Origin of the sequence: Mailhella massiliensis (assembly GCF_020741395.1) — a bacterium.
GTDB classification, from domain to species: Bacteria; Desulfobacterota; Desulfovibrionia; order Desulfovibrionales; family Desulfovibrionaceae; genus Mailhella; species Mailhella massiliensis_A.
The window spans coordinates 1-15,384 of sequence record NZ_DYZA01000249.1; the positions used below are offsets into that span (position 1 = coordinate 1).

Sequence of the window (15,384 nt, forward strand, 5' to 3'; positions counted from 1 at the left end):
TGCACGCCGAGCTTTTCGCACACAAGGTCGCACATTTTTTCAGCCATCAGGCGATAAGTGGTGAACTTGCCGCCGAAGATGGAGAACATGCCTTCCAGCCCTTCCTCGCTGTGATCGGAAATATGGAAGCCGCGGCTTGCGGCACGCCCGGCCGCGCTGCCCTTGGCCACATACAGAGGCCTCGTGCCTGCAAACGCACGCAGGATGCGGTAGTTGCGGAGGCTGGGAATGAGCACTTCGCCGATATCGAGAAGCTTGAGCACGTCTTCGGTGGGAGCTTCATGCGCGTCGGGGCGATCGGCATGAAACGAAGTCGTGCCGAGAATGGTGATGGATCCGTGAGGCACGAAAATATCGCCGTCGGAACTCACATGCAGGCGGTTGATGACACGCGACGTGAAGCGATGGTTGAAGGCCACCAGCGTGCCCCGGTCGGGCTGCACGCCCACTTCAAGACCCACCAGCTCGACTATCTTGGCCGCCCAGGAACCCGCAGCATTGACCACGATATCGCAGGAAATGCGGATTTCCTCGCCGCTCACGAGATTGCGCGCCCGGACCCCCTTCACCTTGCCGCCTTCCTGATCAATGCCGATGACTTCATGATGGGTCAGCATCTCGCCGCCGTAACGCCTTGCGGACATGGCGTTGTGCCAGACCAGACGGAAACCGTCCACACTGGAATCCGGTACGCGGTAAACGGCCTTGATGTTCGGATCAAGGCTGGGTTCCAGACGGAGTGCTTCCTTGACGTCCACAGGCTCCGCCTTGATGCCCGCTTTGGCGCAGGCTTCCACCCAGGGCTTTTCATAATCAGGATCGTCCTGCTGGCTGAGAACGAAAAAGCCTTCGGACTCTTCCACGCATTCACGGCCGATACGACGAAGAATCATGTTTTCTTCGATACATTCCTTGGCCGCTTCGTTGTCCTTCACCGCATAACGCCCGCCGCTGTGCAGCAGGCCGTGGAAGCGGGAACTCGCACCAGAAGCTATGCCGCCCTGTTCCAGCAGCACAGCCTTGACTCCGCGCATACTGAGATCTCGCAGGATACCTATGCCAGTAGCGCCGCCGCCGATGATGACTACAGTCGTGTGTTTCACACAGCCTCCCTTGCCCTTTTGCCTGAGAAAAATTTTCATTTACGAAAAAAGCTCAAAGACAAATTACCATAATACGAAAATTATTTCTGATTTATCCTCTTAATCCAACCTCGTCAAGCGGTGTAAAAAAAATCAATGAGTGCAATAAGTTGAAAAATCTCTTCAAAGGCCTCTTTTCCCTTGCGGGAGACTCTGAAAAAGGGATATCGTGTTCCAGGCATCAATACATTCTCTGAAGAGGAATAATCATGAAAATATCCGAAAAGCGCTGCGTAGTTCTGGATATGGACGGCACCGTGTATCTCGGCAATATTCCCATCCCGGGAGCTGTGGAATTCATAAGAAAAAATTGGAACAGGCTCGACTTTCACTTCCTGAGCAATAATACCTCAAAGGCGCCTGATACCTATGTAAAAAAGCTGAACGGTATGGGCATCCCCGCCACGCTCGACCTCATCCTTTCCCCTACTACGCCGCTGGTGGACTTTCTCAAGGAACAGGGCATCCATACAGCTTATATTGTAGGCAACCGCGATTTCTGTCGCGACCTTTCCCAGCGCATGCCCGAACTCAGGCAGCAGGAGGAAGGAGCGCAGGCCGTTATTCTGGCCTATGATACGGAACTGACCTACGAAAAGCTTTCCCGCTCCGCCCTGCTGCTGGAAAATCACCCGGAAGTGCTTTTCCTCGCCACGCATCCGGACAAGGTCTGTCCCTCCCCGGAAGGCCCCCTGCCGGACGTGGGCAGCATGCTTGCCCTGTACAAAGTGGCCACGGGGCGCGAGCCTCAGCATATTTTCGGCAAACCGGATCCGGCCGTGCTGCAACCCCTTCTGAAAAGGTATCGCAAGGAAGATATGGTCATGGCGGGCGACAGACTCAGCACCGACAAGAAGCTTGCAGAAAACGCGGGCATCGACTTCATCCTTGTCCTGAGCGGGGAAGCCACGCTGGAAGAGGCGAAGGCCGAAGCCATACAGCCCGCCGTCATTGCCGAAGACCTCGGCAAGGCGTGGGAAGACTGACTTTTTCCAGGCCGCCTGCGCCCCCTTCCGGCCTGCTCCGCCCGTATTTCCTTCCCGGAAAGCAGGAAAGAAGGGGACGCATGGCGTGCACTTTCGCCTCTTTGCAGAACGGCATCATGCACAGTGTTCTGTTTTCGAAAAGCGGGGGAAGATATTTTCCCTGGACGGAAGGGACGCGTATTCGTCCTCCACGCATGCGGGGCTTTGCGCGCGACGCGCTGCATAAACGGCGTTGCGCAGATCTCGGAATGTTCGTTTCCGAAAAAAATACGTCAAAAAACGCGGAGCCAAGGCCGCGCAAGCACCGTAGTGCAAAAGCTGCTCTTCCCTGCTATGCCCCACGATATTTCATGAGTCTTTCATACACGCCGAGGCTGACGCGCAGCCCGCCCCTGCCCTTGCCGAGATCGATATTCGGCTTGGCAAGGCCGTGGTAGTCGGAACCGCCGCTCAACTGCAGATTGCAACGCGCCGCAAGCTCCACGCAGATGCGCACATCACCCGCATCATGTTCGCTGTGATAGGCCTCGACAGCGTCCAGCCCCTGCTCCTTCAATCCGACAAGAAGGTGCTCCAGCCCTTCCACAGGCGCACGGAGCAGCCGGGGGTGGGCCATGGAAACCACGGCGCCTGCGCCCTTCAGCAGGGAAACGGCCTCCTTCGGGCTCATGAGCCTGCGCGGCTCATAGGCAAGGCCGTCCCTTCCCAGATATTTTCGGAAGGCTTCCCTCCTGTCCTTCACCACGCCCATGGCACAGAGCAGCGCGGCAAAATGCGGGCGGCCTGTCACCGCACCTCCGGCCAGCGCTTCGGCAGCCTCATAGGAAACATCAAAACCCAGGGCCTGCAGCTTTTCCGCAATGCGGAGATTGCGCTCCTTCCGCTGTGCCCTCACCTTTTCCAGCGCCGCTTCCAGCTGCGCCGTCTTCTCTGAGCTTCTGGGAATCCACAGGCCGAGAAAATGCGCTTCCCCCCACGGCGTGACCGTGCTGATCTCGCAGCCGCGAACAAAAATTATATTCTGCTTCCCGGCTTCTTCTTCCGCTTCATCCAGCCCGGAAAGAGTATCGTGATCCGTAAGCGCAAGCACCCCCAGATGAGCCTGCGCCGCCTTGCGGACAAGCTCCGTGGGGCTGTCCGTCCCATCGGAAGCGGTACTGTGGGTATGAAGATCAATAAAAGTCATGCTCATACTCCGAAACTATCACGCTCCGGCTTTCTGTCAATCATGGCATTGACGGAACACACCGATACGTTACGCTGCACCTGTGACGCTTTGAAAAGCGCCCTTCCGCAAGCTCCGCTTCGGGGCTGCGGCGACGAAAAGGGCCCCTTTCCTCGAAGGGCCGAACACGCGCACATGTAAAACGTCAATCCTCCGTGGGAGAACCGGCCATGCCCGACTCGCAGCTTCAGATATCTCTCTGCCCCACATGCCTAAACCCTCTCTTCGTCCTGGATATCGACACAAGCGTCGCCTGTCCGGCATGCCGCATGGTCTATCCCATCCGTGACCATATCCCCTTTCTTTTTCAGGAGGCTGCCATTCCCGCCGGAATATGGATCATGGGCGACGGACGGGCAAGACGGGAACAACAGTGACAAGGTGAATCCATGAAAGACTTTTTTCTCGCCAACGGATCGGTATTCCGGCATATATTCTATACCACGGCCATGGTCTACGACAGGCGGGAACAGGAACCCTTCCCTCCTGTCAATGTTTACCTGTGTGCCGACCGTGTCCTGGTACAGGCGCTTGTGCCCGGCCTTGAGCTCGGCGACATACGCATCTCCGTGGAGGAAAACGACCTGCTTCTGGAAGGAACCATAGGGCGCGGCTCCGGCCGTTATGTCCGGGAAGAACGCTACAGCGGACACTTCCGGCGCAGAATCCCGCTGGGATGCGCCGTTCACTCTCAGGCCCGTCTGGACATGGGAAAAGGCATACTGCACATAGAACTTCGGAAAAAAGGATAGCTCCATGGCAAAAAAGACGCTCTACCCCCAGGTGCGGCCCGCAACCGATATTGTAGATACGGAAAAAGGCGTCCATATCCGGGCCAATATGCCCGGTGTGGAGGAAAAAGATCTGCACTGTTCCCTTGAAGGGAATACGCTCCACATCACGGCCAGCTCCCGCTGCCCCATTCCCTCCGAGGAAAGAGACGTACTTGCCTTGGAATTCGGCAACGTGGAATTCTGCCTCGATATTGCCATGAACGGAGCGCTTTCCGCCCCTGTGGAACCCACCCTGCAAAGAGGAGTGCTTTCCCTTTTCCTGCCCCGTCAGGCGGACGCAGCAGAGCTTCCCGTCCGGCTCCTTTAATCTTCTGTCAGGAAAAAGAAATACAAAAAGGGGAAAACTCCTTTTTAATCTCCGAGGCCTTGTTCCGCACCAATGCGCAGGCCCCGCTCATACTCTCAGCGGAAGCCCCCCGCTTCCGATGCTTCAGCGCCGCTTATCCGGCGTTCTTTTCCCGCCATCTTTTGTACGGTGAGCTTGGGGATAGCCAAGGCGGGCACCACTTCCTCATGGAAATGATAACGCTCCCCTTCATTAAATGGCACGGAGCACAGGGATTTTTTCCTCTTCCGCGGCATATTCCATGACGCCCTCGCCGCAGACGCTCTCAAAGTCCATGGTACATTCACATGCCCCCACCTAGGGCCCCGTGGCCAGGCCGTGCGTGACTTCCATGCAAAAAGCCACGCGGGGATTCTTTCTGAGAAGCTCATGCTTGCGCCCTTCCTTTGCCCCATGGAAGTAGAGCGTCACCCGGCCTTCCCCATCTGGATGATTCGCTCCCGGTCGGAGATTTCCCTGTCTTTTCTTCTTATGCTTTCTTCTCCCCCGCCAAAGAAAGGCGGAACCCGGTCGCGTCCAGCGTCATGATAAGGGCATCTTCCCCATCGGCATAATAGTGCCTGCGACGCCCCGACTCCTGAAAGCCGAGCCTTGCATACAGCGCCCGGGCAGGCCTGTTGCCCACGCGCACTTCCAGAAAGGCCGTTTCCCAGCCTTCGGGAGGCAGCCCTTTTGCCCGCCTGTGGCCGCCTTCCTGCGTATCGCGCAAGGCATGGGCCATAAGCGGAAACGAAAGCCCCCTGCCTCGTTCTTCCGGGCTCAGAGCGATGTTCAAGACTTCCAGCTCTCCGGCCAGAACGCAAAGCGTGATATAGCCGAGAAGCCTGCCTTCCCGGAAAAGACCGTAACCGGCAAACCAGTCCTGCCGCCATGCCTCAACAAACTGCTGCACCGTCCATGAAGAGGAAAAACAACGCTTTTCCAGAGCCGCAGTTTCCGGCATATCCTCCAGCTCAAGAGGGCGGATTTCTTCCATGCGGGTATCGGTCAATGCCTGAACCTCTTTTTTATGTCCGGCCCCGCCGGGGAAGGCCGGCACAAGCACCACACAGGCTGGACGGGACTTTCTTTTCCGACAATACGCTGCGCACGCCGGGGAAAACACAGGACGGCGCCCCTCACTCCGGCAGGAAAAATCCCCGAGCCCGGACGTGCCCCACCAGCATGAAAAACATGGCGTTCAGTGCATCGCACCTCTAGCCCTCTCCTTTTCTCAGTGCGTGTTTTCCAGAAGAAGCGCCTTCACCATATCCTCATGCACGGCGCCGTTGCTGGCCAGAATGGGGGTATGGAAGAGGTAGGGGGCGCCGCTTCTGCCCGACACCCTGCCGCCGGCTTCCTCCACAAGCAGCCAACCCGCCGCAATGTCCCACGGTTTGATCCAGCCTTCAAAATAGGCTTCGAAACTGCCGCAGGCCACAAAACACATATCGAGCGCCGCAGAACCGCAGCGCCGCACGCCGACGGTGGAGTCGAGCAGGATGCGCAAATCCCTGAGCACCTCGTCCATATCCTCATGCACAGAATAGGGAAAGCCGGTGGCGACAAGCGCATCTCCACAGGAAGAGACGCTGCTCACATGGATGGGGCTGCCGTTAAGCCACGCGCCCCTGTTGCGTTCGGCGACATAACGCTCCCCCCGCACGGGTGCGGAAACAGCCCCGAACACGACCTGCCCGTTTTCCCACAGGGCCACGGAGGTCGCCGTATCGCCGAAGTGATGGGCAAAATTCGTCGTCCCGTCTACAGGATCAATGATCCAGCATGTTCCCGAGGGCAGGGACTGTTTTGCACTCTCTTCCGCCATGAAAGAGGCTCCGGGAACAATATCGCACAGATTCTGCTTGAGATACTCCTCAATGGCGAGGTCGGTATCGGTCACCAGGTCGCGCTTTCCCTTATGCCTTACGGCACGGGGACGATCCCAGGCGGAAAGAAAAATCCCGTCGCTTCCGTCCAGAACCGAAAGCAGGTCCCGCACGGGGCCGGACAGTTCCATGGTATCCATATACGCTCCTACTTGTTGCCCGGGGCCTTTTCCGCCATGCGTATGCGGTAGCGCAGGGAAAGCACTTCCAGAAGACGGGCAAGGTCGTCTGCAGCAAGGCGGAGAAAAGCCTTCAGCTCGTCGGAAATGCTTCTCGCCTCTTCCATGGCAAGGCAGAGCACGCCGCAGGTGCTTTTGTTGACGCTGACGGGGATGCATACCGTGCTGCTGAAGGCGGGAATACCCTCACGCTTGCCGAACACGGGTGCAGGGCCGGAAAAACCGTCGCTGTACACGGCTTCCTCGTTGCGGAACACCCAGCCTATGATATCATTATGGATGGAGAATTCGCCGCTTTTCTGCCCGTCAAGAAGCATCGGAGGATATTCTCCTTCCATAATGTAGGTGGAACTTCCCTCCACACGGGAGGCAAAGGCGGCATAAGTGAACCCCGTGGCTTCCAGAAGCACGGGAAAAATCATACCGAGATAGCTCTTCCAGCCCGGATAATTACGGCGGAGCTCGACAAGCTGATCCAGCGCATGGAGGTAACGCTCGGATTCACCGGATTCGGCCTTCCCCTCCATGCCCTGCACCTGAGAGAGCATGTCCGCAAAAACCGCAATGAGCTTCTGCTTTTCCGGAGAAAAGGCATGGCGCTGGAAGCTGTCGATGCAGAGAATACCTCCATCGGGCAGGGGGCACCCCAGAAAAGAGCAGATTTCAGGCTCCCAGTCTTCCTTGTAGTAGCCGAGATATGCCTGATTCTCGTCGATGGAACCGACCACGATGGGAGAGCGGTTGCGCAGTATCCAGCCCGCAAGCCCCTTACCGGGGTAAATCACGGCGTTCTGATCGATATGGTCGCCCTGACTGTAGGCGGCCATGATCTGAGCGCCCTGCCCTGTGCGGGGAGCCTCAAACAACACGACGGAATAGGCATCAAAAACGCTGGCGGCCAGCGCAAGTATGGATTCAACAGGATTTTTGACGATCATGGCGAAAACAAAGTTAGCGGGAAAAGAGGGATGCATGTATAGTAGCATCGGCCTGCGGCAGGGGCAAGCTTTTCCTTCCAGCAAAACTTGAAGGGTGGAAAGTTCCATTTTGCTGCATTTTATTACAACATGTTATTTTAAATGTTTTTTATGAAAAAAAATTATTGGCCTTTTCCCCGTGGATTGCATTACAGGGGAGACCTTTCGGGAGATTTTTCATCGGTTGGGGAGATACGGCCCGAACGGAAGACGGGGAAAACGACAGGAGGGTAACGTCATGGCTGAACTCCTCCCTGCCCTGCACGGCGCCGCTGTTTGATAATGTAACCCGCAAGGCCCGACTGCATAATCTTCCCTCCCCAGTTCAGGATATATCCCCGCCAATTACGAAAAGCGGGTCCGCTACCTTATCGTGAGTTGTTCAGATACTGAATATCCATAATTTCACAAAGTACCAAAAATATTATCATCATCTTCCCGGTAAAACGCAAGTTATTGACGGTGGGCGCTTCACAAGCTTAGCCTGCGCTTCGCCCTGTCTGAACGCTCCGGGATGTTCCCTTCTTCTCCGAGGCGTTCCCGCTTCCTTCCGGCGGGCCGTAGCGTAGTTCCAGGCTGTTCCGCCCTTCTTCGGGCGCGGCCTGCATCACGCCGAAAAAAAACGATTTGTTTTCTTTCCGAATATCCTTCAGCGAAGTCCCTTTCTTCCGGAGGGAAAAAGGCGGAACGCGTCGCTTTTTACGGAACCCGCTCCCGCAGATCCATCCCGACCGCGTCCTCATCCGCCGGAAAACGCAGCGGCCCCCTCAAATACCTGTGCCTTACGCAATCATCGGTTTTCATGTAAAAAAGGAGAAAACATGATCGGTCCCATCGTCAATTCCCTGTGTATTCTTTTCGGAGCCCTCATCGGAAGCTCCATCGGAAAGCTTCTCGGCGAAACATTCCGCAAACATCTCATGCTCGTTTTCGGCTGCATCAACATCGGCATGGGTATTTTCATGATCGGCAAGACGCAGGCCCTGCCGCCCGTAGTCTGCGCCCTGCTTCTCGGAACGCTTATCGGGGAAATGCTGCGCCTGGAATATCTCATTATGCTTCTTGCCCATAAAATTTCCGCATTGTTCAGTAGGATAGGAAAAAACAGCGCACATCTCTGGAATACATGCGGGAACAGTTTTCCATTTTCCTCGTAGTCTTCGCCGCCAGCGGACTGGGGTTCTTCGGCTCCATGCAAGAAGGTCTCACGGGCGACCCTTCCCTCCTCATCATCAAGGCCCTGCTGGACTTCCCCACCGCGCTTTTCATTGCAGCCAACACCGGGGCCATCATCGGAATCCTCTGCGTACCCCAGTTCCTTGTGCAAGGCCTCATCCTTATTTCGGCGGAATTCGTCGGGCAGTATGCAACCCCTTTTCTTCTGGACAACTTCTCCGGCGTCGGCGGCTTCATCATGCTGGCCACGGGCCTGCGCACCTGCGGTATCATGCAGTTCCCCATCCTGAGCATGCTGCCCGCCTTTTTATGCTCCATGCCCCTTTCCCTGCTCTGGCTCCACTTCTTCGGCTAGGTCTTTTCCCCAACGGCCTGCAATGTTGAAAAACATGCCTCGGCGCCTTCACTCCGGCAGATCCGCGTTTTCTTGATATCCTGCCGTAAAAAGACAAAATTGTATCCGAGTCCTTTATGACAACGAGTCGGCGGCGCCGTGGTGGGGCTTCTCTCCGGCCTGACCTGCGGCATCATCATCGTTCCTTTGCTCAACATGCTTTTCCGTCATCGGCGTATCGGAAAACCTGGTTCGGCACCTCGCCGCAGGGACGGCTCTCTCCACCATTCTCGTCACCTCCCTCGCAATCTTCATCGCCCATGTGCGGCTTGGGACGTCTGAAAAAATGGTCTCCGGCATCGTCGTCGGTTCCGTGACCGGAGCGTTTCTCGCCCACAGGATTCAAGGGCAGTCGCTGGAACTCATCTTCGGTATCATGATCGTCGTCATGGCCGTTCAGATGATTATCGGCTTCAAGCCCAGGCCGCATACCGGAGCACAGGCGTTTTATTTTCCGGTAAGCATCGCTATCGGCATACTTTCCAGCCTGACCGGCGTTGCCGGTTCCCTTCAGCTCATCATCTTTCTGACATGGGCCGGTTATGCCTGGTGCGACTGTGTGAGTACCGCCGCCGCGCTCAGCCTGCCCATCACCCTTACCGCAACCGTCAGCTATATCCTCCTCGGATGGTCGGCGGAAGGGCTCCCTGACTACTCCCTCGGCTATGTGTACCTTCCCGGCACCGTCGGGTTGATGATCCCGAGCATGCTCATGGCCGTGGTCGGAGCAAAACTCGCCCACTGGTCGAAGCTGCCCGCAGACATGCTCAAACGGGCCTTCGGGGTGTTCGGACTCTGTGTGGGCATTGCCATGCTGATCAAGGTGATGTGACGCCATAGAGGAAAATCCGCTTCATAGGCCGGTGCATAGGGCATGCCGAAACGCAAGGCATGCCCTCGACTCATACCCGTCCGCGATGCCTCGGAAAACAGGCCGTTCCGCACAGTTCCCCTCGTCGTATGGCCCCGCCGTTCCGCGAAATGCCGCGGCATGCCCTTCTTTCCTGTACTCCGGCCGCAGTCGGAAAAAATTTAAAGCTCTGGTTTGATTTTCCATGCCGCCCCCCCCTTTCTCCCCTCCACGCTCGGGAAAGTATGGTTGTGTCGACGTCCCGGCCAAAGAAAAGACGGCCCGCCGGACTTTTCAAAACGCCGCTCAACAGCTATGCTGAAAAAAGACGAATGGTTATTTCAGGAGACAGCCATGCATACGTTTTACCTCCCTCCCCATGAATGGAGCGGGCGGCTCGAACTTTCCGGCGCGGAAGCGCATCACATGGGCCGGGTGCTTCGCCTGCATCCCGGTGACGAAGTACTTGTGCTCGACGGCGAAGGCAGGGAAGCCCTCTGCCGCATCACCGCTATAGGCAGGCAGTCGGCCCGGCTGGACATTGTGGAGGAAAAACGCCACCCCAGGCCGAAGTCCGGCGTAGTGCTCGCCGTAGGCTGGGGAAAAGAAGCCCGCCGGGGCTGGATTCTGGAAAAATCGGTGGAGCTTGAGGCCGCAGGGCTGTGGTTCTGGCAGGCCAGGCGCAGCCAGTTCCCCGTGCCCACGGATGCCAAGGAGTCCTGGCATGCCTCTCTGGTAGCGGGGGCCAAGCAGTGCCGGAACCCGTGGCTGCCGGAACTCCGCACTCTTCCCGGAGGTGTGGAGGAACTTATACGCGCTTCCCGGGAATTCGACCACTGCCAGGTACTTCTGGAAAGCGGCCTGCCTGGACAATCCTTCATGTCGGGTGACTTCCTCGGCCTGCCGGGAAGGACGCTCTGTGTCATAGGCCCGGAGGGAGGATTCACCCCGGAGGAGGCCGACAGGCTCAGAGAAGCCGGATTTCAGGCCCTCAGCATGGGAGAAAGGATTCTTCGCTGGGAAACTGCGGCCGTCATGGCTCTGGGCCTGCACTGGTGGAAACTCCAGCATCCGGGAGAAGCATCATGACGCGCCCCCTGCCGGAAAGCCTGCGCCCCGCCGAGCTTGAACATTTCGTAGGGCAGAGCCATCTGCGCGCGCAGATAAAGGCCCTGCTCAGCGGCCCGCACCTGCCGAGCCTTCTGCTTTTCGGCCCTCCGGGCTGCGGCAAATCCACCCTCGCGCTCATCCTGGCCCGATCCACGGGCAGAAAGATGCTGCGTCTTTCCGCGCCGGAAGCAGGCATACAGCAGATGCGCCGCCAGCTCTCCGGGGTGGATATTCTGGTGCTTGACGAGCTGCACCGTTTTTCCAAGGCCCAGCAAGACTTTTTCCTGCCCATCCTGGAAAGCGGGGAAATGACCATGATCGCCACCACCACGGAGAACCCCTCCTTCAGCGTGACAAAGCAGCTTCTTTCCCGGCTCCATGTGCTGCGGTTGAAGCCTCTGGGCAGGGACGACCTGCTCTCTCTTGCGCGGCGGGGCACGGAAAAAACGGGAGCCTCGTTCCCGGACGACGTGCTGGAATTTCTCTGCGCCCTTTCCAACGGCGACGCACGCAGCCTGCTCAATCTGGTGGAGTATGTTTCCTCTTTGCCGGAAAGCCAGCGTACCCTCGAAGGGGTGCAGAAAGTCATGCCCGATATCGTGGCCCGGCACGACAAGGACGGCGACAGCCACTATGAACTGGCCTCGGCCATGATCAAATCCATACGCGGCAGCGACCCGGACGCGGCGCTCTACTATCTCGCCTGCCTTCTGGAAGGTGGAGAAGACCCGCGCTTCATCTGCCGCCGCCTCATTCTTTCCGCTTCGGAAGATGTGGGCCTGGCCGACCCTCACGCTCTGCCCATGGCCGTAGCATGCCAGCAGGCCGTGGAGTTCGTCGGCATGCCGGAAGGCTATATCCCGCTTTCCGAAACCGTCGTCTACCTTGCCCTCGCGCCGAAAAGCAACTCCACCTACGCCGCCTACCACAACGTGACGCGGGAAATAAAAAATACCGGTATGCAGCCCGTACCTCTGCATCTGCGCAACGCAGTGACGAAGATGCAGAAACAATGGGGCTACGGCAAGGACTATCAGTATCCGCACAATTTTCCCGGCGCATGGGTCGATCAGGACTATCTGCCGGAAACGGTAGTGGCAAGGCGCTATTACCAGAGCAAGGATCAGGGCGACGAGCCGAGGCTCAACGCCTGGCACAGGCGGCATCGCCGCGCCGTGCCCGTAGAAAAGAAATAACCCGGAAAACAACCCTGGAAGGATATATGGAACGACATTTTTCCCGCAACTACCGCTCAGAGGAACGCCCGAAGGTCTCCTTTCCCTCTCTCCGCTTCTATCCCTCCCTGGCCGGCATCATGTACCGGGCGGGTCGCATAGCCTCGGCGGGAAAGTACAACGCCGAACGCTGGGTGTACGACAGTTTCCTTGTCGGAAAGCTCATGGAAAAAATGGGCACCAACATCATCATCGAAGGAGTGGAAGTTCTCGACAGGGAAGGCCCCTGTGTATTTGAAGCCAACCACATGAGCACGCTGGAAACCTTTCTTCTGCCCTGCATCATACAGCCCCGCAAGGACGTAACCTTCGTGGTGAAGAAATCCCTGCTCGACTACCCCTGCCTCGGCCCCGTGCTCGCCTCGCGCGACCCTCTGGCCATAGGCCGGGCCAACCCTAGGGAAGATCTGGCCACGGTACTTGAGGGAGGCAAAAAGCTCCTGGAGGCCGGAAGATCCGTCATCATCTTCACCCAGGGCAGCCGCAGGAAGGACGTGAAGGAAGAGGACTTCAACAGCCTCGGCGTCAAGCTGGCACGCAAGGCCGACGTTCCCGTCATACCCATCGCCCTCAAGACGGACGCATGGGGGGAAGGCGCGCTCATCAAGGACATGGGCTGGATAAAGCCTCAGCTCCCCGTCCATGTGCGCTTCGGGGAAGCGATGGAAATCAAGGGGCCGGGCAAGGAGGAACACGCCGCCGTCGTGCGCTTCATCAAGGAAAACTTCGATACGTGGGCGGCTGCCGATGGCAAGGCCTGAGGACTGTTCCCCTGCCCTGATACAGACGTTGTGCGAAAAGGCGGGTTTTACCCTGAGCCGGGAACAGGGCAGGCAGCTTGCGGGCTATCTCTCCCTGCTCATGCAATGGAACAGGAAGATGAACCTCGTGGGCGCGCGGCATTGGCGCGACGCACTGGAAGAGCTTGTCATGGACAGCTTCCACCTTTCCCGCTTCCTGCAGGAACAGGTGCTGCCCACCCTTCCTCCTGCGCCCGTCGCATGGGATCTGGGGGCGGGGGCGGGGCTGCCGGGTATTCCCCTCCGTATTCTCTGGCAGGAGGGCTCCTACTGGATGGTGGAATCGCGCGACAAGCGCACCATTTTCCTCTCCACCGTGCTGGCGCGCTGCCCGCTGAAAAATACCCGGGTGTTCCGGGGGCGGGCCGAACAGTTCATGGAAGGAAAGAAAGCCGACCTCATCGTCAGCCGGGCCTTCATGCCCTGGAAGGAGCTGCTCGGATTCGTGAGGGGACACCTGACCGAGGGCGGAAGCATCGTTTTTCTCTCCAAGGAGGAACTGAAGGCCGAAGAGCCCATGCCGTGGGAGGAAATCGCGTCCACAGCTTACGCCGTAGGCAAGGACAGGCGCTGGTTCTGCGCCTTCAAGGAAAAACAGGAAGGCTCATAACAAACTGCCCGTTGCGGGAAATTGCCGTTTTCCGGCAAAGTGTGCAGGCAGGAAGAAGCCTTTTCCCCCTCCTCTTATGCGGGGATGCCTTTTCCTTCAAGGCCGGGAAAAAATTGTCCGGAATTTCCCGGAGAAGAACATGCCGGCATCTTCAGCGGTGCTGTTTTCGAGCGTTTCCTCCGCCGCTTTGCCCATGTTCCCGAAGGCGTACCCCTAAAAGGAAAGGCCCGGCATCTGCCGGGCCTTTTTCTCATGCGAACCCTCTTCCCAAAACAAACGGCACGGCATGCGCTACGACGCACACCGGGATGACGCGGGGAAGGGAGCCTTCCCTGCAAAAGGCTCAGTTGAGTTTCTGTTGCTCGTTGAACTTGTCGATATACTTCTGGCGACATTCATAGCTGCAGAAATGCAGAGTCTGATCGCCGTTGCGCACGGTGATGGAGCTGTTTTTGTCCACATAGGTGCCGCAGACGGGATCCTGCACCATTTCGCCCGATTCCCTGAGCTTCTTTTCCCGCTGGGCTTCCTTTTCAGCCCTCTTCTTATTGTCGTTCATGAATAGGCGGTACAGGACATAGCAGACCAGGACAAAAATGACGACTTTAATAAGCATACTCTCTCCTGAGCGAAGTTGTCGTTGCGGCAAGGCGCTGCGGGATCAGCGCGGACGATTTGAATCTATTGAAAAATGGAAGAACCTTCAAGCCGATAATGCAGTTTTTCCAGAAGGCTTTTCACTTCCGTCCCGTCCGGCAGGGCAAGATCCGGCGCGATTTCCAGCAGGGGAACCAGCACAAAAGCCCGTTCCGCCATGCGCGGATGGGGAAGAATGAGATGCTCATCCCCATGCCTGACCTCCCCGCCGAAAAGAATGAGGTCCATGTCGATGACGCGGGGGCCGAAGTGGTCGGAAGCGTCGCGCACCCTGCCCAGATGGGCTTCCTTTTCCAGAAGCGCGTCCAGAAGCTGCACGGCGTTCATACTCTCCTCGCACTCAAGGCGCAGCACCTGATTGAAGAACCAGGGCTGGTCCTTCCTCCCCTGCGGCTCCGTGCGGTAGAGCGAGGAGGCCGCCGCAAGGCGCACTCCAGGAAGGGCGGCGATTGCCTCGCGCGCCCGGGCAAGATGCGCCTTCGCATCCCCCATGTTGGAACCGAGACAGACAAAGGCCTGTATCATACGTTCTCCTTTTTCTTGTGCGGAGTATACACGGGCGGTGTGTTCTGTCCAGAGCGCTTTTAGGAAAGCGGCGTTGAAGCAAGGGACACTCCCGGGGAAAAGGCAGGCCGTCCTGTGCGCTCAAGGCCCACCCTGTTCCCCGGCCGGCTTCTTACAAGCAGGCTGACAAGATTCCAGGCCCGCCGCACGGGAGCCTTGACAGGGGAAAAACCTTGTAGCACAAAAAGGCAGTCCTGTCCCTCTTCCCCCTACCGCCATGAGCCACAACGCTATTCCCCTCATATCCCTTCGCGGAGTATGGAAAAGCTACGGCGCCCTCCATGCCCTGCGCAATGTTTCCCTCGATGTGATGGAAGGGGAAAAAGTGTTTCTCATCGGGCCGTCCGGTTCCGGGAAATCCACGGCCCTGCGCTGCATCAACCGCCTTGAGATCATCCAGAAAGGGCAGATTCTGGTGGAAGGGACGGATATCTACGCCAAAAATTGCGATATCTGCCGCATGCGGCAGGA

General features: G+C 57.7%; 19 protein-coding genes. 12 read left to right on the plus strand and 7 right to left on the minus strand.

Annotation, left to right across the window (positions count from 1 at the left end):
• A partial coding sequence (locus K8W16_RS12035) for an FAD-dependent oxidoreductase (RefSeq protein WP_304124196.1) occupies positions 1–1,103 on the minus strand: 1,103 nt, incomplete at its 3' end.
• A gap of 248 nt (positions 1,104–1,351) precedes the next feature.
• On the opposite strand from K8W16_RS12035, the gene K8W16_RS12040 reads away from it, so the two are divergent.
• Positions 1,352–2,128: an HAD-IIA family hydrolase gene (locus tag K8W16_RS12040; RefSeq protein ID WP_304124199.1), complete on the plus strand. Its 777-nt coding sequence runs from the start codon at positions 1,352–1,354 to the stop codon at positions 2,126–2,128.
• 331 nt (positions 2,129–2,459) lie between these two features.
• On the opposite strand, the gene K8W16_RS12045 is transcribed toward K8W16_RS12040, so the two are convergent.
• Positions 2,460–3,314 carry a PHP domain-containing protein gene (locus tag K8W16_RS12045; protein ID WP_369694478.1) on the minus strand — a complete coding sequence of 285 codons (855 nt, stop codon included), beginning with the start codon at positions 3,312–3,314 and terminating at the stop codon, positions 2,460–2,462.
• Between the two features lie 209 nt (positions 3,315–3,523).
• Here K8W16_RS12045 and K8W16_RS12050 point away from each other — a divergent pair, with 209 nt between their 5' ends.
• Genes K8W16_RS12050 through K8W16_RS12060 form a run of 3 tightly spaced genes read left to right on the plus strand, consistent with a single transcriptional unit; the run spans position 3,524 to position 4,454 of the window.
• Positions 3,524–3,730 carry a Trm112 family protein gene (locus K8W16_RS12050; RefSeq protein WP_304124204.1) on the plus strand — a complete coding sequence of 69 codons (207 nt, stop codon included), beginning with the start codon at positions 3,524–3,526 and terminating at the stop codon, positions 3,728–3,730.
• 12 nt (positions 3,731–3,742) lie between these two features.
• Positions 3,743–4,105, plus strand: coding sequence for an Hsp20/alpha crystallin family protein (locus K8W16_RS12055; protein ID WP_304124207.1), 363 nt, complete (start codon positions 3,743–3,745; stop codon positions 4,103–4,105).
• Between the two features lie 4 nt (positions 4,106–4,109).
• Positions 4,110–4,454, plus strand: coding sequence for an Hsp20/alpha crystallin family protein (locus tag K8W16_RS12060; protein WP_304124209.1), 345 nt, complete (start codon positions 4,110–4,112; stop codon positions 4,452–4,454).
• 508 nt (positions 4,455–4,962) lie between these two features.
• Here K8W16_RS12060 and rimI read toward each other — a convergent pair.
• From rimI to K8W16_RS12075, 3 genes are all read right to left on the minus strand, one after another.
• Complete coding sequence (rimI, locus tag K8W16_RS12065) at positions 4,963–5,469, minus strand: ribosomal protein S18-alanine N-acetyltransferase (RefSeq protein ID WP_304124212.1); 507 nt, start codon at positions 5,467–5,469, stop codon at positions 4,963–4,965.
• Positions 5,470–5,706: 237 nt separating this feature from the next.
• Positions 5,707–6,501, minus strand: coding sequence for an inositol monophosphatase family protein (locus tag K8W16_RS12070; RefSeq protein WP_304124214.1), 795 nt, complete (start codon positions 6,499–6,501; stop codon positions 5,707–5,709).
• A gap of 8 nt (positions 6,502–6,509) precedes the next feature.
• Positions 6,510–7,478: a GAF domain-containing protein gene (locus tag K8W16_RS12075; RefSeq protein ID WP_304124217.1), complete on the minus strand. Its 969-nt coding sequence runs from the start codon at positions 7,476–7,478 to the stop codon at positions 6,510–6,512.
• Between the two features lie 860 nt (positions 7,479–8,338).
• Here K8W16_RS12075 and K8W16_RS12080 point away from each other — a divergent pair.
• From K8W16_RS12080 to rsmG, 7 genes are all read left to right on the plus strand, one after another.
• Positions 8,339–8,674, plus strand: coding sequence for a DUF554 family protein (locus tag K8W16_RS12080; protein WP_304124219.1), 336 nt, complete (start codon positions 8,339–8,341; stop codon positions 8,672–8,674).
• Positions 8,644–9,048, plus strand: a complete 405-nt coding sequence (locus K8W16_RS12085) for a DUF554 family protein (RefSeq protein WP_304124222.1) — start codon at positions 8,644–8,646, stop codon at positions 9,046–9,048. Before K8W16_RS12080 ends, K8W16_RS12085 begins: the two co-directional genes overlap by 31 nt.
• A gap of 226 nt (positions 9,049–9,274) precedes the next feature.
• Entirely contained in the window at positions 9,275–9,919 is a 645-nt protein-coding gene (locus K8W16_RS12090) for a sulfite exporter TauE/SafE family protein (protein WP_304124240.1), read from the plus strand.
• A 372-nt stretch (positions 9,920–10,291) separates the two neighbouring features.
• A complete protein-coding gene (locus K8W16_RS12095) occupies positions 10,292–11,026 on the plus strand; it encodes a 16S rRNA (uracil(1498)-N(3))-methyltransferase (protein WP_304124225.1) in 735 nt (244 codons plus the stop codon).
• A complete protein-coding gene (locus K8W16_RS12100; RefSeq protein ID WP_304124227.1) occupies positions 11,023–12,243 on the plus strand; it encodes a replication-associated recombination protein A in 1,221 nt (406 codons plus the stop codon). The genes K8W16_RS12095 and K8W16_RS12100 overlap by 4 nt, the downstream gene beginning before the upstream one ends.
• Before the next feature lie 26 nt (positions 12,244–12,269).
• Positions 12,270–13,043, plus strand: coding sequence for a 1-acyl-sn-glycerol-3-phosphate acyltransferase (locus K8W16_RS12105; RefSeq protein WP_304124231.1), 774 nt, complete (start codon positions 12,270–12,272; stop codon positions 13,041–13,043).
• Complete coding sequence (rsmG, locus tag K8W16_RS12110) at positions 13,030–13,692, plus strand: 16S rRNA (guanine(527)-N(7))-methyltransferase RsmG (RefSeq protein WP_369694479.1); 663 nt, start codon at positions 13,030–13,032, stop codon at positions 13,690–13,692. The genes K8W16_RS12105 and rsmG overlap by 14 nt, the downstream gene beginning before the upstream one ends.
• Before the next feature lie 343 nt (positions 13,693–14,035).
• Here the strand turns inward: rsmG and K8W16_RS12115 are convergent, their stop codons facing one another.
• Positions 14,036–14,308: a transcriptional regulator gene (locus K8W16_RS12115; RefSeq protein WP_304124234.1), complete on the minus strand. Its 273-nt coding sequence runs from the start codon at positions 14,306–14,308 to the stop codon at positions 14,036–14,038.
• Positions 14,309–14,373: 65 nt separating this feature from the next.
• A complete protein-coding gene (gene folK / locus K8W16_RS12120; protein ID WP_304124236.1) occupies positions 14,374–14,874 on the minus strand; it encodes a 2-amino-4-hydroxy-6-hydroxymethyldihydropteridine diphosphokinase in 501 nt (166 codons plus the stop codon).
• A gap of 256 nt (positions 14,875–15,130) precedes the next feature.
• On the opposite strand from folK, the gene K8W16_RS12125 reads away from it, so the two are divergent.
• Positions 15,131–15,384, plus strand: a 254-nt coding sequence (locus K8W16_RS12125; protein ID WP_304124239.1) for an ATP-binding cassette domain-containing protein, incomplete at its 3' end; no start/stop codon positions are given.

Bases quoted from the DNA above. Each gene is read 5' to 3' on its own strand.
- rimI (WP_304124212.1), bottom strand. From the start codon at position 5,469: ATGGAAGAAATCCGCCCTCTTGAGCTGGAGGATATGCCGGAAACTGCG.
- K8W16_RS12080 (WP_304124219.1), top strand. From the start codon at position 8,339: ATGATCGGTCCCATCGTCAATTCCCTGTGTATTCTTTTCGGAGCCCTC.
- K8W16_RS12115 (WP_304124234.1), bottom strand. From the start codon at position 14,308: ATGCTTATTAAAGTCGTCATTTTTGTCCTGGTCTGCTATGTCCTGTAC.
- K8W16_RS12085 (WP_304124222.1), top strand. From the start codon at position 8,644: ATGCGGGAACAGTTTTCCATTTTCCTCGTAGTCTTCGCCGCCAGCGGA.
- K8W16_RS12045 (WP_369694478.1), bottom strand. From the start codon at position 3,314: ATGACTTTTATTGATCTTCATACCCACAGTACCGCTTCCGATGGGACG.
- K8W16_RS12095 (WP_304124225.1), top strand. From the start codon at position 10,292: ATGCATACGTTTTACCTCCCTCCCCATGAATGGAGCGGGCGGCTCGAA.
- K8W16_RS12105 (WP_304124231.1), top strand. From the start codon at position 12,270: ATGGAACGACATTTTTCCCGCAACTACCGCTCAGAGGAACGCCCGAAG.
- K8W16_RS12100 (WP_304124227.1), top strand. From the start codon at position 11,023: ATGACGCGCCCCCTGCCGGAAAGCCTGCGCCCCGCCGAGCTTGAACAT.
- K8W16_RS12070 (WP_304124214.1), bottom strand. From the start codon at position 6,501: ATGGATACCATGGAACTGTCCGGCCCCGTGCGGGACCTGCTTTCGGTT.
- K8W16_RS12040 (WP_304124199.1), top strand. From the start codon at position 1,352: ATGAAAATATCCGAAAAGCGCTGCGTAGTTCTGGATATGGACGGCACC.
- K8W16_RS12050 (WP_304124204.1), top strand. From the start codon at position 3,524: ATGCCCGACTCGCAGCTTCAGATATCTCTCTGCCCCACATGCCTAAAC.
- K8W16_RS12060 (WP_304124209.1), top strand. From the start codon at position 4,110: ATGGCAAAAAAGACGCTCTACCCCCAGGTGCGGCCCGCAACCGATATT.
- K8W16_RS12055 (WP_304124207.1), top strand. From the start codon at position 3,743: ATGAAAGACTTTTTTCTCGCCAACGGATCGGTATTCCGGCATATATTC.
- K8W16_RS12075 (WP_304124217.1), bottom strand. From the start codon at position 7,478: ATGATCGTCAAAAATCCTGTTGAATCCATACTTGCGCTGGCCGCCAGC.
- folK (WP_304124236.1), bottom strand. From the start codon at position 14,874: ATGATACAGGCCTTTGTCTGTCTCGGTTCCAACATGGGGGATGCGAAG.
- rsmG (WP_369694479.1), top strand. From the start codon at position 13,030: ATGGCAAGGCCTGAGGACTGTTCCCCTGCCCTGATACAGACGTTGTGC.